General features: G+C 67.9%; 19 protein-coding genes. 11 read left to right on the plus strand and 8 right to left on the minus strand.

Annotated elements, in window-relative coordinates; all coding sequences use genetic code 11:
• The first annotated feature begins 79 nt into the window (after positions 1-79).
• Both QYL93_RS25165 and QYL93_RS25170 read left to right on the plus strand, forming a co-directional pair.
• Complete coding sequence (locus QYL93_RS25165; protein ID WP_305746229.1) at positions 80-4,933, plus strand: PAS domain S-box protein; 4,854 nt, start codon at positions 80-82, stop codon at positions 4,931-4,933.
• A gap of 25 nt (positions 4,934-4,958) precedes the next feature.
• On the plus strand, positions 4,959-6,089 hold the full coding sequence (locus QYL93_RS25170; protein ID WP_305746230.1) for a two-component system response regulator: 1,131 nt from the start codon (positions 4,959-4,961) through the stop codon (positions 6,087-6,089).
• A gap of 48 nt (positions 6,090-6,137) precedes the next feature.
• Here the strand turns inward: QYL93_RS25170 and QYL93_RS25175 are convergent, their stop codons facing one another.
• Positions 6,138-7,070: an inositol monophosphatase family protein gene (locus QYL93_RS25175; RefSeq protein WP_057266048.1), complete on the minus strand. Its 933-nt coding sequence runs from the start codon at positions 7,068-7,070 to the stop codon at positions 6,138-6,140.
• A gap of 171 nt (positions 7,071-7,241) precedes the next feature.
• Here QYL93_RS25175 and QYL93_RS25180 point away from each other — a divergent pair, with 171 nt between their 5' ends.
• Positions 7,242-7,994 (plus strand): RNA methyltransferase, encoded by a 753-nt coding sequence (locus QYL93_RS25180; RefSeq protein ID WP_305746231.1) that lies wholly within the window; start codon positions 7,242-7,244, stop codon positions 7,992-7,994.
• A gap of 34 nt (positions 7,995-8,028) precedes the next feature.
• Entirely contained in the window at positions 8,029-8,808 is a 780-nt protein-coding gene (gene cysE, locus QYL93_RS25185) for a serine O-acetyltransferase (RefSeq protein WP_179684011.1), read from the plus strand.
• Between the two features lie 272 nt (positions 8,809-9,080).
• Here the strand turns inward: cysE and mog are convergent, their stop codons facing one another.
• Positions 9,081-9,677: a molybdopterin adenylyltransferase gene (gene mog / locus QYL93_RS25190; protein ID WP_305746232.1), complete on the minus strand. Its 597-nt coding sequence runs from the start codon at positions 9,675-9,677 to the stop codon at positions 9,081-9,083.
• Entirely contained in the window at positions 9,670-10,329 is a 660-nt protein-coding gene (gene yjgA, locus QYL93_RS25195; protein WP_305746233.1) for a ribosome biogenesis factor YjgA, read from the minus strand. Before yjgA ends, mog begins: the two co-directional genes overlap by 8 nt.
• A gap of 64 nt (positions 10,330-10,393) precedes the next feature.
• Between yjgA and pmbA the strand changes: the two genes are divergently transcribed.
• Positions 10,394-11,824: a metalloprotease PmbA gene (gene pmbA / locus QYL93_RS25200; protein ID WP_305746234.1), complete on the plus strand. Its 1,431-nt coding sequence runs from the start codon at positions 10,394-10,396 to the stop codon at positions 11,822-11,824.
• Between the two features lie 4 nt (positions 11,825-11,828).
• Here pmbA and QYL93_RS25205 read toward each other — a convergent pair whose 3' ends face one another.
• Positions 11,829-12,590: an NAD(P)-dependent oxidoreductase gene (locus QYL93_RS25205; protein WP_305746235.1), complete on the minus strand. Its 762-nt coding sequence runs from the start codon at positions 12,588-12,590 to the stop codon at positions 11,829-11,831.
• Positions 12,591-12,760: 170 nt separating this feature from the next.
• On the minus strand, positions 12,761-13,522 hold the full coding sequence (locus tag QYL93_RS25210; RefSeq protein WP_305746236.1) for an IclR family transcriptional regulator: 762 nt from the start codon (positions 13,520-13,522) through the stop codon (positions 12,761-12,763).
• 113 nt (positions 13,523-13,635) lie between these two features.
• Between QYL93_RS25210 and QYL93_RS25215 the strand changes: the two genes are divergently transcribed.
• The 5 genes from QYL93_RS25215 to QYL93_RS25235 are packed head-to-tail and all read left to right on the plus strand — an operon-like array spanning position 13,636 to position 18,806.
• Entirely contained in the window at positions 13,636-14,493 is an 858-nt protein-coding gene (locus QYL93_RS25215; protein ID WP_305746237.1) for an SDR family oxidoreductase, read from the plus strand.
• A 25-nt stretch (positions 14,494-14,518) separates the two neighbouring features.
• Positions 14,519-15,886 (plus strand): NAD(P)/FAD-dependent oxidoreductase, encoded by a 1,368-nt coding sequence (locus QYL93_RS25220; RefSeq protein ID WP_305746238.1) that lies wholly within the window; start codon positions 14,519-14,521, stop codon positions 15,884-15,886.
• 48 nt (positions 15,887-15,934) lie between these two features.
• A complete protein-coding gene (locus tag QYL93_RS25225) occupies positions 15,935-16,867 on the plus strand; it encodes a bile acid:sodium symporter family protein (protein WP_305746239.1) in 933 nt (310 codons plus the stop codon).
• Complete coding sequence (locus QYL93_RS25230) at positions 16,864-17,877, plus strand: SDR family oxidoreductase (RefSeq protein ID WP_305746240.1); 1,014 nt, start codon at positions 16,864-16,866, stop codon at positions 17,875-17,877. The genes QYL93_RS25225 and QYL93_RS25230 overlap by 4 nt, the downstream gene beginning before the upstream one ends.
• Positions 17,874-18,806, plus strand: coding sequence for an EamA family transporter (locus QYL93_RS25235; RefSeq protein ID WP_305746241.1), 933 nt, complete (start codon positions 17,874-17,876; stop codon positions 18,804-18,806). Before QYL93_RS25230 ends, QYL93_RS25235 begins: the two co-directional genes overlap by 4 nt.
• Before the next feature lie 15 nt (positions 18,807-18,821).
• On the opposite strand, the gene QYL93_RS25240 is transcribed toward QYL93_RS25235, so the two are convergent.
• Positions 18,822-19,922 (minus strand): tartrate dehydrogenase, encoded by a 1,101-nt coding sequence (locus tag QYL93_RS25240; RefSeq protein WP_305746242.1) that lies wholly within the window; start codon positions 19,920-19,922, stop codon positions 18,822-18,824.
• A 100-nt stretch (positions 19,923-20,022) separates the two neighbouring features.
• Here QYL93_RS25240 and QYL93_RS25245 point away from each other — a divergent pair, with 100 nt between their 5' ends.
• Positions 20,023-20,934: a LysR substrate-binding domain-containing protein gene (locus tag QYL93_RS25245; RefSeq protein ID WP_305746243.1), complete on the plus strand. Its 912-nt coding sequence runs from the start codon at positions 20,023-20,025 to the stop codon at positions 20,932-20,934.
• A 7-nt stretch (positions 20,935-20,941) separates the two neighbouring features.
• Here the strand turns inward: QYL93_RS25245 and QYL93_RS25250 are convergent, their stop codons facing one another.
• Both QYL93_RS25250 and rpsU read right to left on the minus strand, forming a co-directional pair.
• Positions 20,942-21,391 carry a GatB/YqeY domain-containing protein gene (locus tag QYL93_RS25250; protein WP_057266017.1) on the minus strand — a complete coding sequence of 150 codons (450 nt, stop codon included), beginning with the start codon at positions 21,389-21,391 and terminating at the stop codon, positions 20,942-20,944.
• A gap of 113 nt (positions 21,392-21,504) precedes the next feature.
• Positions 21,505-21,717: a 30S ribosomal protein S21 gene (gene rpsU / locus QYL93_RS25255; RefSeq protein WP_068628364.1), complete on the minus strand. Its 213-nt coding sequence runs from the start codon at positions 21,715-21,717 to the stop codon at positions 21,505-21,507.
• Positions 21,718-21,760 lie beyond the last annotated feature (43 nt).

Raw genomic sequence — 21,760 nt, forward strand, 5'->3', positions numbered from 1 at the left:
GGAAATCGATGCAATGCTGGACCCGACGCGCTGACCCATGTGATCCATGGACGGGCCTTGTGCCCACCGGGGGCTGTGCATGGCACAGGTGAAGAGGAACGACAAAGAGGGCAGATTTCTGGATCGCGTGCTCGAACGCGATCCCGCCTGGACGCGGGGCATGGCGCTGGTGGTGGCGCTGTCGCTGCTGGGGGCCTGGCTGGTCGTGCAGGCCGTGGTGTACTGGCGCGGCCAGGAGCGGGCGGTGGAGCGCACGCGCATCGTGCAGCAGGCCGCCGATGCGCTGATCACGCAGACCACCGGGGGCGGCCTGATTGGTGCCGTCTCGCTCATGGGCCTGAGCGAACCCCAGCTCAAGGACATGGCGCGCGGCTACACGCCGCCGGATGACCCGGGCTCGCTGGCGCGGCTGGCGGTGGCACGCGGGCGCTTTCTGATCAGCGGCGTGTACGTGATGTCGGCCGATGGCACCGTGGTTGCGCACGAGACGGCAGGCGAGAAGGCGACCGGCTCCAACCTGGCGTTTCGCCCCTATTTCCGGCAGGCCATGAACGGGGCCATCAGTGTCTATGCCGCCATTGGCGTGAACAGCCAGGAGCGCGGCCTGTACTACGCGGCGCCCCTGTACGAGACGGACTCTCCCACCAGCTCCATCATCGGCGTGGTGATGTTCAAGGTGGGCTTCGAGGTGGTCGATGCGCTGGTGGCGAGCACCGGCATCCCCGCGCTGCTCATGTCCCCGCAGGGCGTGGCGTTCTCGTCCACCCGGCCCGAATGGCAGTTTGCCGTGGCGCCGCCGCTCACGCAGGCCCGCATTGATGCGATCCGTGCGTCGCGCCAGTTCGGGCGCCACTTCGAGAATGGCGTGGCCTCCGCGCTGCCGTTTGCGCCCGATGCCGGCGAGGTGCTGCTCAATGGGGTGACCTATGCGGTGGCGAGCCGGGGCATCGAATGGAACGACCCGGGAGGCCAGTGGCAACTGGTGGTGCTCGACGATGTGAGCGCCCTGGTACCCGCCCTGCTGCGCTGGCAGGTGGGGGCTGCGGCCTTTGTGCTGCTGGCCTTGCTGGGGCTGCTGCTGCTGGACCTGCTGCGCAGCCGCGCGCGCATGGCGGCCGCGCTGGAGCGTTTCCGGGTGCTGGGCGCGGCGCTGGAGAGCAGCCCCGTGGCCGTGGTCATTACCGATGGCGAGGGCCGCATCGACTGGGTGAACCCCCAGTACGAGCGCAACACCGGCTACACGCTGGACGAGGTGCGCGGCAAGAAGCCGTCCATCGTTTCCACCGACCAGACGCCGCCGCAGACCTACAAGGACATGTGGGCCACACTGCTGTCGGGGCAGTCCTGGCGCGGCAGCTTCGTGAACCGGCGCCGCGACGCCAGCATCTACCACGACGAGGCCACGCTGTCGCCCGTGTTCGATGGGCGCGGCAAGCGCATTGCCATCGTCGGGCTGCATGAGGATGTCTCGGAGCGCATGCGCGCGCAGTCCGAGCTGGAGCGGCGCGAGCGCCTGCTCAACGAGCTGCTGGAGCAGCAGACCGCCATCTTCGACAATGCGCCGCCCATCCTGCTGGTCTGCGAAGGGCAGTTCCGCCAGTTCAACCCGGCCTTCGTGGAGCTCATGCGGGGCACGGCCTCGCAGTTGCTGGGCGGCGAGGTGACGGCGCTGTTTGGCGACAAGGTGCAATCGGACAGCTTTGCGGCCCTCATCGCGCAACGGCTCGCATCGGGCCAGGCCTTGCGCGAGCGCGCCACGCTGCGCCGGCTGGACGGCAGCAGCTTCGAGGCCTGGCTGGCCGGGCGCAGCATCAACATGGAGGGCTACCGCTCTGCCTCCATCTGGGTCATTGAGGACGTGACTGAGGCGCGCAAGGGCGAGATCGCCATCCAGCAGGCCAATGAGCGGCTGGAGATCGCCCAGGAAGCCGGCAAGGTGGGCGTGTTCGACATCGATCTGGTGGCCGACACCGTGGTCTGGTCCGACAAGCTTGTGTCCATGCTGGGCCTGCCTGCGGGCACGCAGCCTGCGGGCCTTGGCTACTGGCTCGACCGCCTGCACCCGGATGACCGCGAGGAGGCCAGCGCACAATTTCGGGCCAGCCTGGAGGGGGCTGACACCGATCTGCGCAATTCCTGGCGCATCGTGCGCCCGGACGGCGAGGTGCGCTGGTTCCTGATGGCCGCGCGCATCCTGCGCGACGGCGCGGGCCGTGCGATGCGCGTGGTGGGCGTGAGCGTGGACATCCACGACCAAAAGCAGCTGGAGGAGCAGGTGGAGGAGCAACTGGGCTTCCAGCAGGCGCTGATCGACGCGATTCCCGTGCCCCTGTTCTACAAGGGGGCCGACGGGCGCTACATCGGCTTCAACCGCGCCTACGAGCACGCCTTCGGGGTGCGCCGCGACGACCTCGTGGGCAAGACGGTGCTCGACCTCGATTTCCTGCCGCCCGAACAGCGCCTTCGCTTTCAGGGCGACAACCTGCAGGCGATGAACGGCCTGCATTCGGTGCACAAGGAAGTGGACCTGCCGTACGCCGACGGGCAGGTGCACCACACCCTGTTCTGGCTGCACGCCTTCGCGCGCACCGATGGTTCGCCCGGCGGCGCCATCGGTACCTTCGTGGACATCACCGACCGCCAGCGTGCCGAAGAAGACCTGCGCCGCGCCAAGGAGCTGGCCGAGGAGTCCACCGCGCTCAAGTCCAATTTCCTGGCCAACATGAGCCACGAGATCCGCACGCCCATGAACGCCATCATCGGCATGTCGCACCTGGCGCTCAAGTCGGGTCTGAGCACGCGCCAGCACGACTACGTGAGCAAGATCCAGCAGGCCGGGCAGCACCTTTTGGGCGTGATCAACGACATCCTGGATTTCTCCAAGATCGAGGCGGGCAAGCTCACCGTCGAAAAGCAGCCCTTCGTGCTCGACCGCATGCTTGAGAGCGTGACCGACGTGGTGGGCTACAAGGCCGGCGCCAAGGGGCTGGAGCTGGTCTGCGATGTCGCCGCCAACGTGCCGCCCAACCTGTTGGGCGATTCGCTGCGCCTGGGGCAGATTCTGATCAACTTTGCCAACAACGCCATCAAGTTCACCGACCAGGGTGAGATCAGCATTGCCGTGCGCCTGCTCGAAGAGAGCGAAACGCGGGTGAGCCTGCGCTTTGAGGTGCGCGACACGGGCATCGGCCTCACGCCCGAGCAGATGGGGCGGCTGTTCGCGAGCTTCCAGCAGGCCGATACCTCCACCACGCGCCGCTATGGCGGCACCGGCCTGGGCCTGGCCATATGCAAGAGCTTGGCCGAGCTGATGGGCGGCGAAGTCGGGGTGATCAGCGAGTTCGGCCAGGGCTCGACCTTCTGGGTCAGCTTGCCGCTGGAGCGCGGCGCCCCCGCCCGGGTGCTGCTGCCGCCGCCGGAACTGGTGGGCCGCCGGGTGCTGGTGGTGGACGACAACCACACGGCGGCCACCGTGCTGTCGGACATGCTGCAGGCCATGGGTTTCGAGGTGGAGCAGGCCTACTCCGGCCTGCAGGCGCTCGATATCCTGCGCGAGTCCATGGTGAAGAACCGCTTCTTCGGCCTGCTGCTGCTCGACTGGCACATGCCGGGCATGGACGGTGTCGAGCTGGCGGGCCACATCCGCAGCCTGGGCATGCCCCAGGTGCCGCAGATGCTCATGGTCACCGCCTATGGGCGCGAGGACGTGATGCGCGCTGCGCGCGCGCAGGGCATCGAGACGGTGCTGATCAAGCCCGTGAATGCCTCGCTGCTGCTGGAGACGCTGATGCAGCCTCTGGAGCATGCCCTGCCGGCGCTGCAGCGCCAGTACGTGCCGCCGCCTGTGTCCGAGCAGCTGCCCCTGGCCATCCGCGGCGCGCGGGTGCTGCTGGTGGAGGACAACGAACTCAACCAGATGGTGGCCGTGGAACTGCTGCGCGACGCGGGTTTCGACGTGGACGTGGCGGGCAACGGGCAGGTGGCCATCCACCGGCTGCAGGAGGACAGCTACGACCTGGTACTGATGGACATGCAGATGCCGGTGATGGATGGGGAGACCGCCACGCGCCACCTGCGCGCGGACCCGCGCTTTGCGCGCCTGCCCATCGTGGCCATGACGGCCAATGCCATGGACGCCGACCGCCAGCGCTGCTTTGATGCCGGCATGAACGACCATGTGGCCAAGCCCATCGACCCTGCCGCCCTGTGGAAGGCCCTGGCACGCTGGATACAGCCGCGCCCCGGGCTGGGCGTGCCCCCGCAGCCGCCGAACCACGCTGACGCCATGCCACCCCGGCCTCCGCATCCTGTGGACTGGCCCCTGGTGGCCGGGCTGGATACGGCGCTGGGGCTGCAGCGCGCCCTGGGCAAGCCCTCCCTTTATGGCGATATGCTGCGCCGGTTTGTCGAGGGGCAGGCTGCCGCCGTGCCGGAGATGAAGGCCGCGCTCGCCAACGGGGACGTGGGTCTTGCCGAGCGCCTGGCGCACACGCTGCGCTCGGTGGCCGCCAACATTGGTGCGCAGCCCGTGGCAGACCGCGCCTACCAGCTCGAAGACCTGTTGCGCAAGGGCCCGCCGCCGCCAGAGGCCACCGCCCACCTGCTCGCGGCGCTGGGTGGGGTGCTCCTGCCCCTGATCGATGCGCTCAAGCGGTGGGCCGCAGGCGCGCCGGCACTGGCCGATGCAGCCGGCCTGGTGCCGACCAGGCCCCCTGCCGAACTGCTGCACCAGCTGCGCACGCTGCTGTTACAGGACGACCCGGCAGCCGCCGAGTTTTTGCAACACAATGCAATGGTGTTGGAGGGGTTGCTGGACCCGGTGTTCAAGGCGGTGGATGTGCACATTCGGAACTTTGATTTCGAACAGGCGCTGGATACCATCGCCTCTGTGCTGCCCGAGCCGCGATCCCCTGATTCCGCCATAGCCCCCTGAACGGTCCCAATTCGCAGGAAAGCCCATGGACAACGCGCCCTTCGCTTCGCACCAGCCGACCCTTGTGGACAAGCCGATTGCCACGGTACTGGTGGTGGACGATACGCCCGACAACCTCACGCTGATGGGCAGCCTGCTGCGCGAGCACTACCTGGTGAAGGTGGCCAACCATGGGGAGAAGGCACTCAAGATCGCCCAGTCGGACACCAAGCCCGACCTCATCCTGCTGGACATCATGATGCCCGAGGTGGACGGCTACGAGGTCTGCCGGCGCCTGAAGGCCTCGCCTGCCACGCGCGACATCCCGGTGATCTTCCTTACCGCCCGCTCCGACCCGGATGACGAGCGCATGGGCCTGGCCCTGGGCGCGGTGGACTACATCACCAAGCCCATCAGTCCGCCCATTTTGCTGGCGCGCGTGAACACGCACCTGGCGCTCAAGGCCACGGCCGATTTCCTGCGTGACAAGAGCTCCTACTTGGAGCGCGAGGTGGCCCTGCGCACGCTGGAGGTGCAGGCCATCCAGGACGTGACCATCATGGCCATGACCTCGCTGGCCGAGACCCGCGACAACGAGACCGGCAACCACATCCGCCGTACCCAGCTGTACGTGAAGGCACTGGCCGAACGGCTGCGCCACCACCCGCGTTTCGAGCATGTGCTCAACGACCGCATGATCGACCTGCTGTACAAGTCGGCGCCGCTGCACGACATCGGCAAGATCGGCATCCCGGACAGCATCCTGCTCAAGCCCGGCAAGCTCACGGTGGAAGAGTTCGAGGTCATGAAGACCCACACCACGCTGGGCCGTGCCGCCATCGAGGACGCCGAAAAGCGCCTGGGCATGCGCGTGGCGTTCCTTAGCGTGTCCAAGGAAATCGCCTACAGCCACCAGGAGAAGTGGGATGGCTCGGGCTACCCCGAGGGGCTGGCGGGCGACGCCATCCCCGTGTCGGCCCGGCTCATGGCCGTGGCCGACGTGTATGACGCGCTGATCAGCAAGCGCGTCTACAAGCCCGCGTTCTCGCACGACCAGGCCTGCAGCACCATCGTGCGCGGCCGGGGCACGCATTTCGACCCCGACATGGTGGATGCCTTTGTGGACATCGCCGAGGATTTCCGCGTCATCGCGCAGAGGTACCCCGACCCGGGTTGATGGGGTGGGGGCGGGTGGCGATGGGCCAATGGGCCACCCCAAAGGCTGTCAGAGCGGAGCGCTCTCGTCCTTGGCTGCGCCGTCCTGTGCGTCGGGAGCGGCGTCCGCCGCTGGGGCCGCATCCGGCTCACCGGCATCGGCCGCCTGGCGCACGGCGGCCTTGTCGCCGGCACTGGCGAACTTGCTGTACTTGCCCAGGATGGGCACCAGCTGACCGTAGATGCGGGGGGTGCCGGCCAGGCATTCGCGCTGCTCCAGGAACTCGGCCTCGCCCGTGAAGTTGCCCACCAGGCCGCCGGCCTCGGTCACCAGCAGCGAGCCGGCGGCGATGTCCCAGATGGACAGGCCGGTTTCAAAGAAGCCATCGGTGAAGCCGGCGGCCACGTAGGCCAGGTCGAGCGCTGCGGAGCCGGGGCGGCGCAGGCCGGCCGTGCGCTGCATCACGTCGGCCATCATGTTCATGTAGCTCTTGAAGTTGTCGCCCGGGCGGAAGGGGAAGCCCGTGGAGATCAGGCAGTCCTTGAGCTGGGTGCGCTTGCTCACGCGGATGCGGCGGTCGTTCATGTAGGCGCCACGGCCCTTGGTCGCGGTGAACAGGTCATTGCGCGAGGGGTCGTAGATCACCGCCTGCTCGATTTTGCCCTTGACGGACAAGGCGATGCTCACGCAGTACACGGGAAAGCCGTGGATGAAGTTGGTGGTGCCGTCCAGCGGGTCGATGATCCAGACGAATTCCGAATCCTTGGCGCCGTATTCCGAACCCGACTCCTCGGCCAGGATGCCGTGCCCGGGGTAGGCCGTCAGCAGGGTTTCGATGATGATCTTCTCGGCCGCGTGGTCCACCTCGGTCACAAAGTCGTTCACCTGCTTTTGCGAAATGCGCACGGCCTCCACGTCAAGGGCCGCGCGGTTGATGATGGCGCCGGCGGCGCGTGCGGCCTTGATGGCCACGTTGAGCATGGGGTGCAGGTTGGACGACATAAATTGTGGTTTCTGGCAGGGCGCCGGCAGGGGGCGCGCCTTGCGAAAGAGGAGCGTGGAACGCAGCCAGGCGATGCTGGCGGCGACAATAAGGGCTGTATTTTACCTGTTTTGCCGTTTCCGTCCCAATGCAAGGGCCTATCCAGGTCCGCACAGAGCCCTTTCGACCCCATGAAAACCCGTTTCGTCCTGATCAACACCAGCCATGCCGGCAACGTCGGTGCCGCCGCGCGGGCCCTGAAGACGATGGGGTTCGACGACCTCGTGCTGGTCGAGCCGCGCTGGGCCAACGTGCTGCGGCGTGAAGAAACCATCCAGCGCGCCAGCGGCGCCCTCGACGTGCTGGACAACGCCCGCATCGTCGCCACGCTGGACGAGGCCCTGGACGGCATGAGCCACCTGTGCGCCACGGCCATGACGCCGCGCGATTTCGGGCCGCCGACCGCATCGCCGCGTGCGCATTTCGAGCAATTGCTGGGCTGCGGCGCCGCTGCGGATGCGCCTGCCCAGTCGGGCGTGGCCTTCCTGTTCGGCTCCGAGCGCTTCGGCATGGCCAACGAGGACGTGTACCGCTGCCATGTGGCGCTGTCGATTCCCACCAATCCCGGCTTCGGCTCGCTCAACCTGGGTGCAGCCATCCAGGTGATCGCCTACGAATGGCGCATGGCCCTGGGGGGGTTCGGTGCGCCGGCGGCGGTGCCCGTGCCGGACCGCGAGGTAGCCGATGCCGCCCAGGTGGCTGGCATGCTCGCGCACTGGGAGCGCGCCCTGGTGGACATCGGCTTCCTGGACCCGGAGGCGCCCAAGAAGCTCATGCCGCGCCTGAACCAGCTTTTCAACCGCGCGCAACTGGGGTCCGAGGAAATCCACATCCTGCGTGGTGTCGCAAAAGCCATGATCGAGACGGCGCAGGCAAAGCGCTAGACTGCATTTCCATATTCCAAAAACAACCATAGCCATGTTTGCACGCCTGCGTTCCGACATCCAGTGCATCCTCGACCGCGATCCCGCTGCGCGCAGCACCTGGGAGGTGATCACCTGCTACCCCGGCCTGCACGCCATCTGGCTGCACCGCCCTGCGCACTGGTGCTGGGGCCATGGCTTCAAGTGGTTGGGGCGCTTTATCTCGCACATTGCGCGCTGGTTGACGGGCATCGAGATCCATCCGGGCGCCAAGATCGGCGAACGTGTCTTCTTCGACCACGCCATGGGCGTGGTGGTGGGCGAGACGGCCGAGATTGGCGACGGCTGCACCATCTACCAGGGCGTGACCCTGGGCGGTACCTCGCTCTACAAGGGCGCCAAGCGCCACCCCACGCTGGGCAAGGATGTGGTGGTGAGTGCGGGTGCCAAGGTGCTCGGCGGCTTCGAGGTCGGCGATGGCGCCAAGATCGGCAGCAACGCCGTGGTCATCAAACCCGTGCCCGCCGGGGCCACGGCCGTGGGCATCCCCGCGCGCATCATCCCCTCCAAGGCCGGCCAGAGCGCCGACGTGACCGAACCGCAGTCGCGCAAGTTCACGGCCTACGGCATCACTCAGGAGGACGATCCGCTGTCGCAGGCCATGCGCGGCCTGATCGACAACGCCTCCTCGCAGGAGCACCAGATCATGCTGCTGTGGCAGGCCATCGAGAAGCTCTCGACGGCGGCCCCCGCCACCCGGGACTGCGTGCCCTGCGATGCTGCCACCACCGAGCAGTTCGAGGCGGGCAAGCTCAATGAGCTGGTGGGTAAATAAGGGGCCTTGCCTGCTCTCTGCCTGGCGTGGGATGTCTCTATGGCAACCACATTGCCGGCATGGCCGACGTTCGATAGTACGGATTCGCCTTCAACCGTATAACGTCGTTGGTTCGCCTTGCCGTGCTACAGCACTGTCTGCGGCTCCCGCCTAGTTATACGATCGAATGCAAATCCGTATAAGAGGTCGGATTCGCCACAGGCGCTTGCGCTTGCCGAAGACATCGTTGACTGGGCACGGCGCCGGGCACCGCACACTGCGCCCGACTGAGGTCAGCGGCTGCGCACCGCGCTCTTGGGCCGAAAGGCCTTGCAGACCTCGTCGCGGGTTTCTAGGTAGGGCCCGCCGATCAGGTCGATGCAGTAGGGCACTGCTGCGAAGATGCCGGGCACGATCTGGCTGCCATCGGCCGCGCGCAGGCCTTCCAGCGTCTCGGCAATCGCCTTGGGCTGGCCGGGCAGGTTGATGACGAGGCTCTGCCCGCGCACCACCGCCACCTGGCGCGAGAGGATGGCCGTGGGCACGAACTTCAGGCTGATCTGGCGCATCTGCTCGCCAAATCCCGGCATTTCCTTGTGCGCCACGGCCAGCGTGGCCTCGGGCGTCACGTCGCGCAGCGCGGGGCCCGTGCCGCCAGTGGTCAGCACCAGGCTGCAGCCAGAGGTATCCACCAGCTCGATCAGCGCGGCGCTGATGCCCGCCTGCTCGTCGGGGATCAGGCGCGCGTCGAAGGTGATGGGGTTGTGCAGCGCCCGGGTGAGCCAGTCCTGCAGCGCCGGCAGGCCCTTGTCTTCATAGACGCCGCTGCTGGCGCGGTCGCTGATGGAGACGATGCCTATCCGGACGGGGTCGTGCGCCGCTTCAGGCATGGTCCCCGTCCTCGTCGCCGTCTTCGTCGTTCTCAGGCACGTCGCCCATGTGCTCGCGCACCAGCCGGAACAGGTCGCGGTAGGCGCGGCCCTTGCGCGGCGCCAGGCCCTGCGATACGGCGGCCTTGTCGGCGGGCGGAGCATCCTTGCGCGCCTGGCGGATCAGGGCGCGCAATTGCTGGGTGTCGGTGTCGGGGTGCTCGGCCATCCAGGGGGCCAGGGCCTCGTCGTCGGCGATCAGGCGGTCGCGCCACTGCTCGGCCAGGTGCAGCGTGAGTTTCACGTCGGCCGAGCCCTTGTGCTGCTCTTCGAGCGCCTGGCGCGCAGCCTGCACCAGCTCGGGGTCGAGCTTGCGCATGATCTTGCCCACGTACTGCATCTGGCGGCGCTTGCCCTCGAAATTGGTGATGCGCTTGGCCTCGGCCAGCGCGTCCACCAGCTTCTCGGGCAGGCCCACCCTCTCGAACAGGTCGGCGCGCAGGCTCAGAAGCTCCTTGCCCAGGTCCTGCAGGGCATCGCTTTCGCGCTTGAGATCGGTTCGGCTGGCATCGGGCGTGCCTTTGAGTTCGGCTTTGAGCTGAATGTCCATTTCGCTGCCTTCGGCAACGAACTGGCCCTTCACAAAGTAGCCTTTTTTGGGTTTGCGTGACATGGGTGGGGGCAAATGGGGAGGTGGCGCAGCGCGCGCCACAGCGGCAAGTATCATAGCTGCCGCTATGAATAAACCCTCCATCCGCACGCCGCGCGCCTCCAGCGCCCCGGCCGCCACCGCATCCGGCACCCCCGACAACGGCTTCAGCTACAGCCGTCCGTTCTTCGAAGAACTGGTGGACCGCGCCCTCGCGCATGCCAAAAAGCTCGGCGCCACCGACGCCGGCGCCGAGGCCTCCGAGGGCTGCGGCCTGTCGGTCAGCGTGCGCAAGGGCGAGCTTGAAACGGTGGAGCGCAACCGCGACAAGTCGCTGGGCATCACCGTCTACATCGGCAACCGCCGGGGCAATGCCAGCACCTCCGACTTTTCCAGCAAGGCCATCGAACAGACGGCGCAGGCCGCCTACGACATCGCACGCTTCACGGCCGAAGACCCCATGGCCGGCCTGCCCGATGCCGACGACATCGCGCCTGCCGACAGCCACCGCGACCTGGACCTGTTCCACCCCTGGTCCATCGACAGCGAGCAGGCCGCGAAGCTGGCCATGGAATGCGAGGCCGCCGCCCTGAAGGCCAGCCGCCGCATCACCAACAGCGAAGGCGCGGGCGTCTCGGCCCAGCAAAGCCACTTCTTCAGCGCCCACACGCGCGGCTTTCGCGGTGGCTATGCCTCGTCGCGCCACAGCTTCTCGGTGGCGCCGATCGCCTCGCTGCCCGGCCGCAATGCCGAGATGCAGCGCGACGCCTGGTACAGCTCCATGCGCGATGCGACCGAGCTGGCTTCGCCGCAGGCCGTGGGCCGTTACGCCGCCGAGCGCGCGCTGTCGCGCCTGGGCAGCCGCAAGATCCCCACCACGCAGTGCCCCGTGCTGTTCGAGTCCACCCTGGCCGCCGGCCTGCTGGGCGGCCTGGTGCAGGCCGTGAGCGGTGGCGCGCTCTACCGCAAGAGCAGTTTTTTGCTCGATTCGCTGGGCAAGCGCGTGCTGCCCAAGCACATCGACGTGCGCGAAGACCCCTTCGTGCTGCGCGGCAAGGGCAGCTCGCCGTTTGATGACGAGGGCGTGCGCGTGGCGCCGCGCCAGGTCGTCAAGGGCGGGCGCCTGGAAGGCTATTTCCTGTCCACCTACTCGGCGCGCAAGCTGGGCATGAAGACCACCGGCAACGCCGGCGGCTCGCACAACCTGACCATGACCTCGCGCCTGACCCAGGCCAGCGACGACCTCGACGCCATGCTGCAAAAGTTGGGCACTGGCCTGTTCGTGATCGAGCTCATGGGTCAGGGCGTGAACTACGTGACCGGTGATTATTCGCGCGGCGCCAGCGGCTTCTGGGTCGAGAACGGCCGCATCGCCTACCCGGTGCACGAGATCACCATCGCCGGCAACTTGAAGGACATGCTGCAGGGCATCGAGGCCGTGGGCGCCGATACCTACAACTATGGTGCCAAGACTGTTGGCTCCATCCTCGTGAACCGGATGAAGGTGGCGGGCAGCTGAGTCATCAGGCTGTGGCGCGGGGCTGCGCCGCCCAGGTGTCCTTCCTGCCCCGCATGCCCACGGGCAGCGCCAGCCCCACGCGGTGGCGCGACAGGGTGCCGGCAGGCTCCAGGTGGGCCAGCATCAGTGCGGCGGCGTCGGCATAGGGGATGATCATCTCGGGCACCTTGGAGGCGAACAGCAGCAGGAGCAGTGGGACAGGCAGCGCGTTGGCGAAGCCCGCAATGCGCACCGGCAACCGCTCCGTGGACACCCGCATCCGGGCCAGGCCGAGCGCGGCCTGCTCCACCATGGGGCCAGGGCACAGCATGCGCCAGTCCAGGGGCGACGCGCAGATGCGTTCGTAGTTTTTCAGGTGCGGCCAGTAGGTGTCGCGCACTTTGGGCAGGGTGGCGCCCTTGCGGCCGGTCTGGCCGATGTCCAGCGCCGCAGCGCCCCCCAGAAACCAGCAGATAGGCCGCTCGGTGGCAGGCCGCGATTCGACGCTTTCGACGATGCGCGCCACCAGGTCCACGAAGGCCTGGCCCTCGGTGACCATGCCGGCGCAGTTGATGAGCGCATCGTGGCCACGCACGACGGCCGCCAGGTTCTCCGTGGCGATCTGGCCCAGGTCGGCCTGGTGCACCGTGACCAATGAGCGGGTTTCGGCGGGAAGCCTGGCGGGGTTGCGTACCAGCGCGGAGACCTGATGTCCGGCGGCGACGGCCTGTTCGAGCACTTGGCGGCCGAGGGAGCCGGTGGCTCCGAGGACGAGGAGGCGCTTCATGGAGATTGGCGTGGTAGGTGGCTGGCGGTGGTTTCTGGACCTGGGCGCGATCATTCCACGCTGTCAGATGGAAGTCATGGTCCTGCGCTGCAGCGCGGGGGCGGGGTGGTGACTTTGTTCACGGCCTGGGCTTCGTTCGTCCGCGGGGCCCGCATTGGCAGCTCAGCCTCTCAACCCCAGGTCCTCGCCAACGCCGCCGCTGCGGCCTGCAGCCTTGGTAGCTTCTCCAGCGCCTGCGCCAGCGACATGCGCGCCACCGGGGCCTGCAGCGCCACGGCGCAGCGGATGCTTTTGCCATCGGCACCGTGCACCGGCACGGCCACGCAGACCAGGCCTTCGACGAACTCTTCGGCGTCCACTGCGTAGTCCTCCTTGCGGATGCGCTTGAACTCGGCATCGAGCGCGGCGCGCGCGGTCAGCGTGGTCGCGGTGTGGCGCGTAAGAGCCAGCCCATCCAGCAGCTTATTGCGCTGGCCTGCGGCCATGTGCGCCAGCAGCAGCTTGCCGCTGGCTGAGCAGTGCACAGGCACGCGCGTGCCGGGCCGCAGGTTCATCTGCAGCGGAAAGGCCGACTCGATGCGGTCCAGGTACACCACTTCGGCGCCCGACAGGGCCGTGAAGTTGCAGCTTTCGCCCACCTCCGCCACCAGCTGGCGCAGCACAGCGTGGCGCACGCCCTGCTGGGTGCTGCCGGCCAGCGTGGCCTCGGCCAGGCGCATCAGGCGCGGTGCGGGGGCGTAGCGGCGGCCGTCGGGCTCGCGCGCCAGCAGGCCGCCGGCCTCCAGCTGCACCAGCAGCCGGTGCACGCTGGGTTTGGGCCAGCCGCTGGCGGCAACGGCCTCGGCCAGGGTCAGGGGGCGGGCCTCGCGCACCAGCAGCTCCAGCAGGTCGAACAGGCGCAGGCCAGGTGATGGAGCAGTGTTTTCGGTCATGAATCTCTGATTTCGAGACGAAATAAGAAAATATTCCGGGATTTGTGAGGCCTGGCCTACAGTGGGCGCATCGTAGACATCCGTCTGCGTTCTGTAAACAACCGCTGCCACCCATGTCCCTGACCCCCGCACCCTTTCGCAATGCCGTCGTCACAGGTGCCTGTGGCGGCCTGGGCCAGGCACTGGCGCGTGAGTTGCTGGCCCAGGGCACACAGGTGGCGCTGGTGGGACTGCAGCGCCCGGTGCTCGACGCGCTGGCCGCCACCGCGCCCGGGCGCTGCGCGGTGTACACGCCCGACGTGGCCGATGCAGCCGCCATGGCGCAGGTGGCCGCCGACTGGATGGCGCGTGCCGGCCTGCCCGACCTGGTGATCGCCAATGCGGGTGTGGCGGGCGGCTTCGACACTGCGGAGACCAGTGACCTGGCCGTGATGCGCCGCATGCTGGAGATCAACCTGCTCGGCCCTGCCACCACCTTCCAGCCCTTTGTGCAGGCGCTGCATGCGCACGCCGTGCAGGGGCCGCGCTGCGCCCTGGTCGGCGTGGCCAGCATCGCGGGCTGGCGCGGCATGCCCGGCAATGGCGCCTACTGCGCGAGCAAGGGCGGGCTGATCCGCTACCTCGAAAGCCTGCGCGCCGAGTGCCGGGGCACGCGGCTGTCCGTGCACACGGTGAGCCCGGGCTACCTGCGCACGGCACTTACCGCTGGCAACCGTTTCGCCATGCCCGGCCTCATGGAGCCCGATGCCGCTGCCAAGGCCCTGCTGGCGGGCGTAGCGCGCGGGCGCGAGCACATCGTGCTGCCGCGCCACATCGGCTGGCTCTCGCGCCTGCTGGCCTGCCTGCCCGCCGCCACCTACGACCGCCTGCTGCGCGGCCAGCCGCGCAAGCCGCGCGTGGGCGAGGCCGGTGCCACCGCCATCCCGGGACTGCCGGGCGCTGCCGACGGCGCGCCTGCCGAACCCCGCTGAATTTCACCTGCGAGCCAAGCCCCTCATGCAAGACGACCTTCGCAACGCATCTGCCGACCTGCAGGCCTGCGTCGACACCACCACGCCCACCACGCGCGGCTCGATTGCGCTGATCGGCGCAGGCCCCTCGGGCCTGGCCGGTGCGCGCAATCTGCAAAAGCTCGGCATCCCGTTCCAGGGCTTCGAGGCGTACACCGACGTGGGCGGGCTGTGGAACATCGCCAACCCGCGCTCAACCGTCTATGCCTCGGCGCACCTGATCTCGAGCAAGCGCACCACCGAGTTCAGCGAATTCCCCATGGCCGACAGCGTGGCCGACTACCCCAGCCACCGCGAGCTGTGCCGCTATTTCAGCGATTTTGCCGAGCACTTCGACCTGCGCCGGCACTTCCGTTTAGGCGTGCGCGTGCTGCAGGTGGAACCGGTCAGCGACAGCGAGGACACCCTGTGGCGCGTGACCATCGCCACGGCGGACGGTGGCACCGAAGCGGCCGAGTACAAAGGCGTGGTGATCGCCAACGGCACGCTGGCCGAGCCCAGCATGCCGCGCTTCGAAGGCCATTTCAGCGGCGAGCTGCTGCACACCTCGGCCTACAAGCATGCCGAGCAGTTCAAGGGCAAGCGCGTGCTCATCGTGGGCGCGGGCAACTCGGGCTGCGACATCGCGGTCGATGCGGTGCACTACGCCGAGAGCGTCGACATCTCGGTGCGGCGCGGTTACTACTTCGTGCCCAAGTACGTGTTCGGCAAGCCGGCCGACACGCTGGGCGGCAAGCGCCCGCTGCCGCCCTGGCTCAAGCAGAAGGTGGACAGCACGGTGCTGAAGTGGTTCACGGGCGACCCCACGCGCTTCGGCTTCCCCAAGCCCACGTACAAGATGTACGAGTCGCACCCCATCGTGAACTCGTTGATCCTGCACCACCTGGGCCATGGCGACATCCATGTGAAGGCCGACATCGCGCGCTTCGATGGCGCCACGGTGCACTTCAAGGACGGAACCCAGCAGGACTACGACATGGTGCTCGCCGCCACCGGCTACACGCTGCACTACCCCTTCATCGCGCGCGAGTTGCTCAACTGGCAGGGCATGGCGCCGCGCCTGCACCTGAACATCTTCGCGCCGCGCTGGCGCCGCCTGGCGGTGCTGGGCATGATCGAGGCCAGCGGTATCGGCTGGCAGGGCCGCTACGAGCAGGCCGAGCTGGTGGCGCGCTACTTCAAGGCGCTCGATGCCGGCACGCCCGCTGCCCGTGCCTTCGAGGCCGCCGTGCAGGGCCCGCCGCCGGACCTGTCGGGTGGCTTCAAGTACCTGCAGCTCGAACGCATGGCGTACTACGTACACAAGGACACCTACCGCGCCGCCGTGCGCAACGCCGCTGCCGCCCTGGGCTGAGCACACCACAAGAAAAGGGCCTCCAGGCCCACCGAGGAGACAAATACCATGCTGCCCGTCGACGAGATCCGCCTGAACTTCAACCCCGCATCGCTGATGCTGCTCAACGCGGTGCTGGCCTTTTTGATGTTCGGCATCGCGCTCGACACGCGGGCGGACGACTTTCGCCGTGTGGCCAAGATGCCCTGGGCCATGGCCGTGGGCATTGCCGCGCAGTTCATCGTGCTGCCGGCCGTGACCTATGTGCTCACGCTGCTGCTCGGCGTGGGGCCGAGCATCGCGCTGGGCATGATCCTGGTGGCCTGCTGCCCGCCGGGCAACGTGTCCAATATCCTCACGCACCGTGCGCGCGGCAACGTGGCGCTGTCGGTGTCCATGACGGCGATTTCCAACGCCATCGCCATCGTGGTCATGCCGCTGAACTTCGCGTTCTGGGGCGGCATGCACCCCACGGCCGCACCGCTGCTCAAGACCATTGCACTCGACCCGCTGGAGATGGTGGGCCACATCGTCGCCATCATCGGCGTGCCCTTCGTACTGGGCCTGTTGTGCGCACACCACCTGCCGCGCCTCACGCAGCGCGTGAAGAAGGCCGTGCGCATCGCCAGCTTCCTGGCGCTCATCGGCTTCATCCTGGGCGCCATCGCGGGCAACTGGCGCTTCTTTCTCGACTACGTGGGCATGGTGCTGCTGGCCGTGGCCCTGCACGATGCGCTGGCCTTCGGCACCGGCTACCTGTGCGCGCGGTTCACGGGCCTGCAGGACTATGACCGGCGTGCCGTGGCCATCGAGGTCGGCATCCGCAACGCGGGCCTGGGCCTGGTGGTGATCTTCAGCTTCTTCGGTGGTCTGGGCGGCATGGCCGTGGTGGCGGGTGTCTGGGGCTTCTGGGACATCATCGCCGGCCTGGCGCTGGCCAGTTGGTGGGGCCGCAAGGACCCCGTGGGCGCGCCTGCGGCCTTGCAGGGGGAGGGCGCATGACGGCACCGGTCCCGCGCGCCCGCAACGTCCTCGTCACCGGTGCCGACGGCTTCCTGGGCCGTGGCGTGGTGGCGGCGCTGGCCCGGCGGCCGGATACCGGCACCGTGGTGGCACTCGACGTGCGCGAGGTACCGCCCGAGCGCCGCCAACCGGGCATCACCTACCAGGCCCAGGACGTGCGCGACAAGGCCCTGGCCGCCACGCTGCAGCGCCATGCCATCGACACCGTGGTGCACCTGGCCTCCATCGTCACGCCGGGCCGCGACTCGAACCGGGCGTTCGAATACGACGTGGACGTGAACGGCACGCGCAATGTGCTCGAAGCCTGCGCGGCCCAGGGCGTGCGGCATGTGCTCGTTTCCTCCAGCGGCGCGGCCTACGGCTACCACGCCGACAACGCGCCCTGGCTCACCGAATCGCACCCGCTGCGCGGCAACGAAAGCTTTGCCTATGCGCACCACAAGCGCCTGGTCGAGGAGATGCTGGCCGCATGGCGCCAGAGCCATCCGCAGCTGGCGCAGACGGTGCTGCGCATCGGCACCATCCTGGGCGAGCGCGTGGACAACCAGATCACCGCGCTGTTCGAAAAGCCGCGCCTCTTGGCCATTCGCGGCAGCGACAGCCCCTTCGTCTTCATTTGGGACGAAGACGTGACCGGCGCGCTGCTGCATGCGCTCGATGGTGCGCCCCCGGGCTGCTACAACCTGGCGGGCGACGGGGCGCTGACCATCCACCAGATCGCGGCGCGCCTGGGCAAGCGCACGCTCGACTTGCCGGCCTGGCTGCTGCAATCGGCCCTGTTCGTGGGCTCGCGCCTGGGTGTGAGCCGCTATGGCCCCGAGCAGCTCGACTTTCTGCGCTATCGGCCGGTGCTGCTCAACACCGCGCTCAAGGAGCAACTGGGCTACGTGCCGCGCAAGACCAGTGCACAGGCCTTCGATGCCTTCGTGGCGGCGCGCCAGCGGCAGGGGCGGCCCGTCGCCGGTGCGCTGGCAGGCAGCCGCGCATGAACACGGCGACGGCACTGGGGGCTGCGCCGGCCCGCGCGCTGTCGCAGGGCGACCTGGCCTGCGCACTGGCCGTCATCGTCATCTGGGGCTCGAACTTCGTGGTCATGAAGATGGGCCTGCAGACGCTCAGCCCCATGCTGCTCGGCACACTGCGCTTCATGGCGGCCTCGCTGCCCTTTTTGCTCTTCGTGCGCCGGCCGGCACTGCCCTGGCGCTTCATCGTGGCCTATGGCCTGGCGCAGGGCCTCGGGCAGTTCGGCCTGTTGTTCCTGGGCCTGCGCCTGGGCATGACGGCGGGCATGGCCTCGGTGGTCATGCAGACCCAGGCCTTCTTCACGCTGATCCTCGCCGTCACGCTGCTGCACGAGCGTGCGCGGCCCGCGCAGTGGCTGGGTCTGGCGGTGGCGTTCGGGGGCCTGTTGGTAATCGCCAGCGCCCATGGCGAGGGCGCGCTGCAGATGAGCCTGGCGGGCTTTGTGCTCACGCTGGGCGCGGCCTTCATGTGGGCCACCTCGAACCTGGTGGTGCGCTTCGCGGCGCGCGTGGGGGGTGACTACGCGCCGTTCCCCTTCATCGTCTGGAGCAGCACCGTGCCCATCGTGCCCTTCTTCGCCCTGGCGCTGTGGCTCGATGGCCCGGCCGTGGTGGCCGCGCAGCTCGCAGGCCTGAACGGCCGTGCGCTGTTCGCGGTGCTGTACCTGGCGCTGCTGGCCACCCTGCTGGCCTACAGCCTCTGGACACGGCTGCTGCAGCGCCACCCGGCGGGGCGCGTGTCGCCGTTCTCGCTGCTGATCCCGGTGGTGGGCCTGTTGGCCGCGATGCTGGTGCTGGGTGAGCAGCCGGCGCCCGCGCAGTGGGCGGGCACCGGCGCGGTGCTCTGCGGCATGCTCATCAACCAGTTCGGCCATCTATGGTGGAAGCGGGGCTGAAAGCCCCGCACTGCCTCATGCCTTGGCGATGCGCGCCGCGATGGCCTGGCCCAGCTCCGTGGTGCTGGCCTTGCCGCCCAGGTCGGGGGTGAGCGGGCCTTCCTTCAACGCGGCCTCGATGGCCGCCACGATGGCGTCGTGCGCCGCGCGCCCGGCGCCCTGGCCATTGGTCAAAAAGTCCAGCATCAGCGCGCCCGACCAGATCATGGCGATGGGGTTGGCGATGTTCTTGCCGAAGATATCGGGCGCCGAGCCGTGCACGGGCTCGAACAGCGAGGGGAAAGTGCGCTCGGGGTTCAGGTTGGCCGAAGGGGCCAGGCCGATGGTGCCGGTGGTCGCGGGGCCCAGGTCCGAGAGGATGTCGCCGAACAGGTTGGTGGCGGCCACCACATCAAAGCGGCCGGGCTGCAGCACGAAGCGCGCGGTCAGGATGTCGATGTGCTGCTTGTCCAGCGTGATCTCCGGGTAGTCCTTGGCCACCTCGTCGGCGCGTTGGTCCCACCAGGGCATGCTGATGGCGATGCCGTTGCTCTTGGTGGCCAGGGTCACATGCTTGCGTGGGCGGCTCTGCGCCAGGTCGAAGGCGAAGCGCAGCAGGCGGTCGGTGCCCTTGCGCGAGTAGACCGACTCCTGGATCACGATCTCGCGGTCCGTGCCCTCGTACATGATGCCGCCGAGCGAGGTGTACTCGCCCTCGGTGTTCTCGCGCACCACGAAGTAGTCGATGTCGCCGGGCTTCCTGCCCGCCAGCGGGCAGGGCACGCCTTCGAACAGGCGCACGGGGCGCAGGTTGATGTACTGGTCGAACTCGCGGCGGAACTTGAGCAGCGAGCCCCACAGCGAGACATGGTCGGGCACGGTGGCGGGCCAGCCCACGGCGCCGAAGAAGATCGCGTCCACGTCCGCGAGCTGCGCCTTCCAGTCGTCGGGCATCATCTGGCCGTGCTCGGCGTAGTAGTCGCAGCTGGCCCAATCGATGGTGCGGCAGGTCAGCGCGATGCCGAAGCGCTCGGCGGCGGCCTTCACGGCGCGCAGGCCTTCGGGCATGACTTCCTTGCCGATGCCGTCGCCGGGGATCACGGCGATCGTGTACTGGGTGCTGTTGCTGCTGCTCATCAGATGTCTTCCTTGGAGGGTGGAGGGTGCGTGGCCTGCATTGTTGGACAGGGCTGCGCAAAATACAATCGACCGCCTGTGCATCCATTCTTCACATATCGTGCATAAAAGCCCGTCGACCGAGGACCTGCGTGTCTTCACCGTGGTCGTGCGCAAATCGAGCTTTGCGGACGCCGCCACCGAGCTGGGCGCCTCGCCCGCCTACGTGAGCAAGCGCATCCGCCTGCTGGAAGAAGACCTGGCCGTGAAGCTGCTGCACCGCACCACGCGGCGAGTGGCCGTCACGGAGGAGGGCGAGCGCGTTTTCCACTGGGCGCAGCGCATCCTGGACGACGTGGACCAGCTGCTGCAGGAGGTGGCGGTCACGCGCCGCGAGCCACGCGGCCTGCTGCGCGTGAGCAGCAGCTTCGGCTTCGGGCGGCGCATCGTCGCGCCCGCGCTGTCGCGCCTGGTGGAGCGCCACCCGGGCCTGCAGGTGCGGCTGGAGGTGTTCGACCGGCTGGTGGACGTGGCCGGCGAAGGCTTCGATCTGGATGTACGCGTGGGCGACGAGATTGCGCCGCACCTGATTGCGCGGCGCCTGGCCGACAACCACCGCGTGCTGTGCGCTGCCCCGGCCTATCTGGCGCGCCACGGCACACCGCGCACACTGGCGGAGCTATCGAGCCACGACTGCCTGGTGATCAAGGAACGCGACCACCCCTTTGGTGTGTGGCGCCTGCGCAATGGCGCTGTCGAGGACATGGTCAAGGTGCGCGGCCCGCTGTCGGCCAACAATGGCGAGATGGTGGTGCAGTGGGCCGTGGACGGGCGCGGCATTGCGCTGCGCTCGCTGTGGGACGTGCAGCCCCACCTGCAGGCCGGTCAGCTGGTGCAGGTGCTGCCCGAATGGCGCCAGGACGCCAACGTCTGGGCCGTCTACCCCACGCGTCTGCACCTGTCGGCCAAGGTGCGCGTGTGCGTGGAGTTTCTGCAGGACCACTTCAAAAGGGAGTGGTCCGGGATCGATTGAGGTCCGATCAGCCGCCTGCGAGCGCGGTCTTCACTGCGGCGGAGACCTGGCCCATGTCGGCCTTGCCGGCCAGGCGCGTCTTGACCGCGCCCATCACCTTGCCCATGTCGCCAGGGCCCGAGGCGCCCAGTTCGGCCACGATGGCCTTGACGGCGGCCAGAGTCTCCTCGGCCGACATGCGCTCGGGCAGGTAGGCCTGCAGCACCACCAGCTCGGACTTTTCCTTGTCGGCCAGGTCCTGGCGCGCGGCCTGCTCGAAGGCGGCGATGGAGTCCTTGCGCTGCTTGATCAGCTTGTCCACGATGGCGATGACGGCCACGTCGTCGAGCTCGATGCGCTCATCGACTTCCTTTTGCTTGAGCGCCGCCAGCAGCAGGCGGATGGTGCCCAGGCGCTCGCTGTCCTTGGCGCGCATGGCGGTCTTCATGTCTTCGGTGATCTGGTCCTTGAGGGACATGGCATTTCTCCTGTGGTCTTGTCGTTGAATCTGCAAAAAAGAGAGCGCAAAAAGCAAAAAACCCGCGCCTGGCGTCCCGAGCGCGGGTTGATGCGGCCTGTGAGGGCCAGCGATCAGAACAGCTTCTTGGGCAGCTGCATGCTGCGCACGCGCTTGTAGTGGCGCTTCACGGCGGCAGCCTTCTTGCGCTTGCGCTCGGCCGTTGGCTTTTCGTAGAACTCGCGGGCGCGCAGGTCGGTCAGCAGGCCGAGCTTTTCAATGGTGCGCTTGAAGCGGCGCAGTGCAACGTCAAAGGGTTCGTTTTCTTTTACGCGGATCGTAGTCATTAGCTAATGTGTTCCAAATTTTTTTGCCGCGCAGAGGGTCTTG

This window comes from Acidovorax sp. A1169 (assembly GCF_030704685.1).
Classification (GTDB): Bacteria; Pseudomonadota; Gammaproteobacteria; order Burkholderiales; family Burkholderiaceae_C; genus Acidovorax.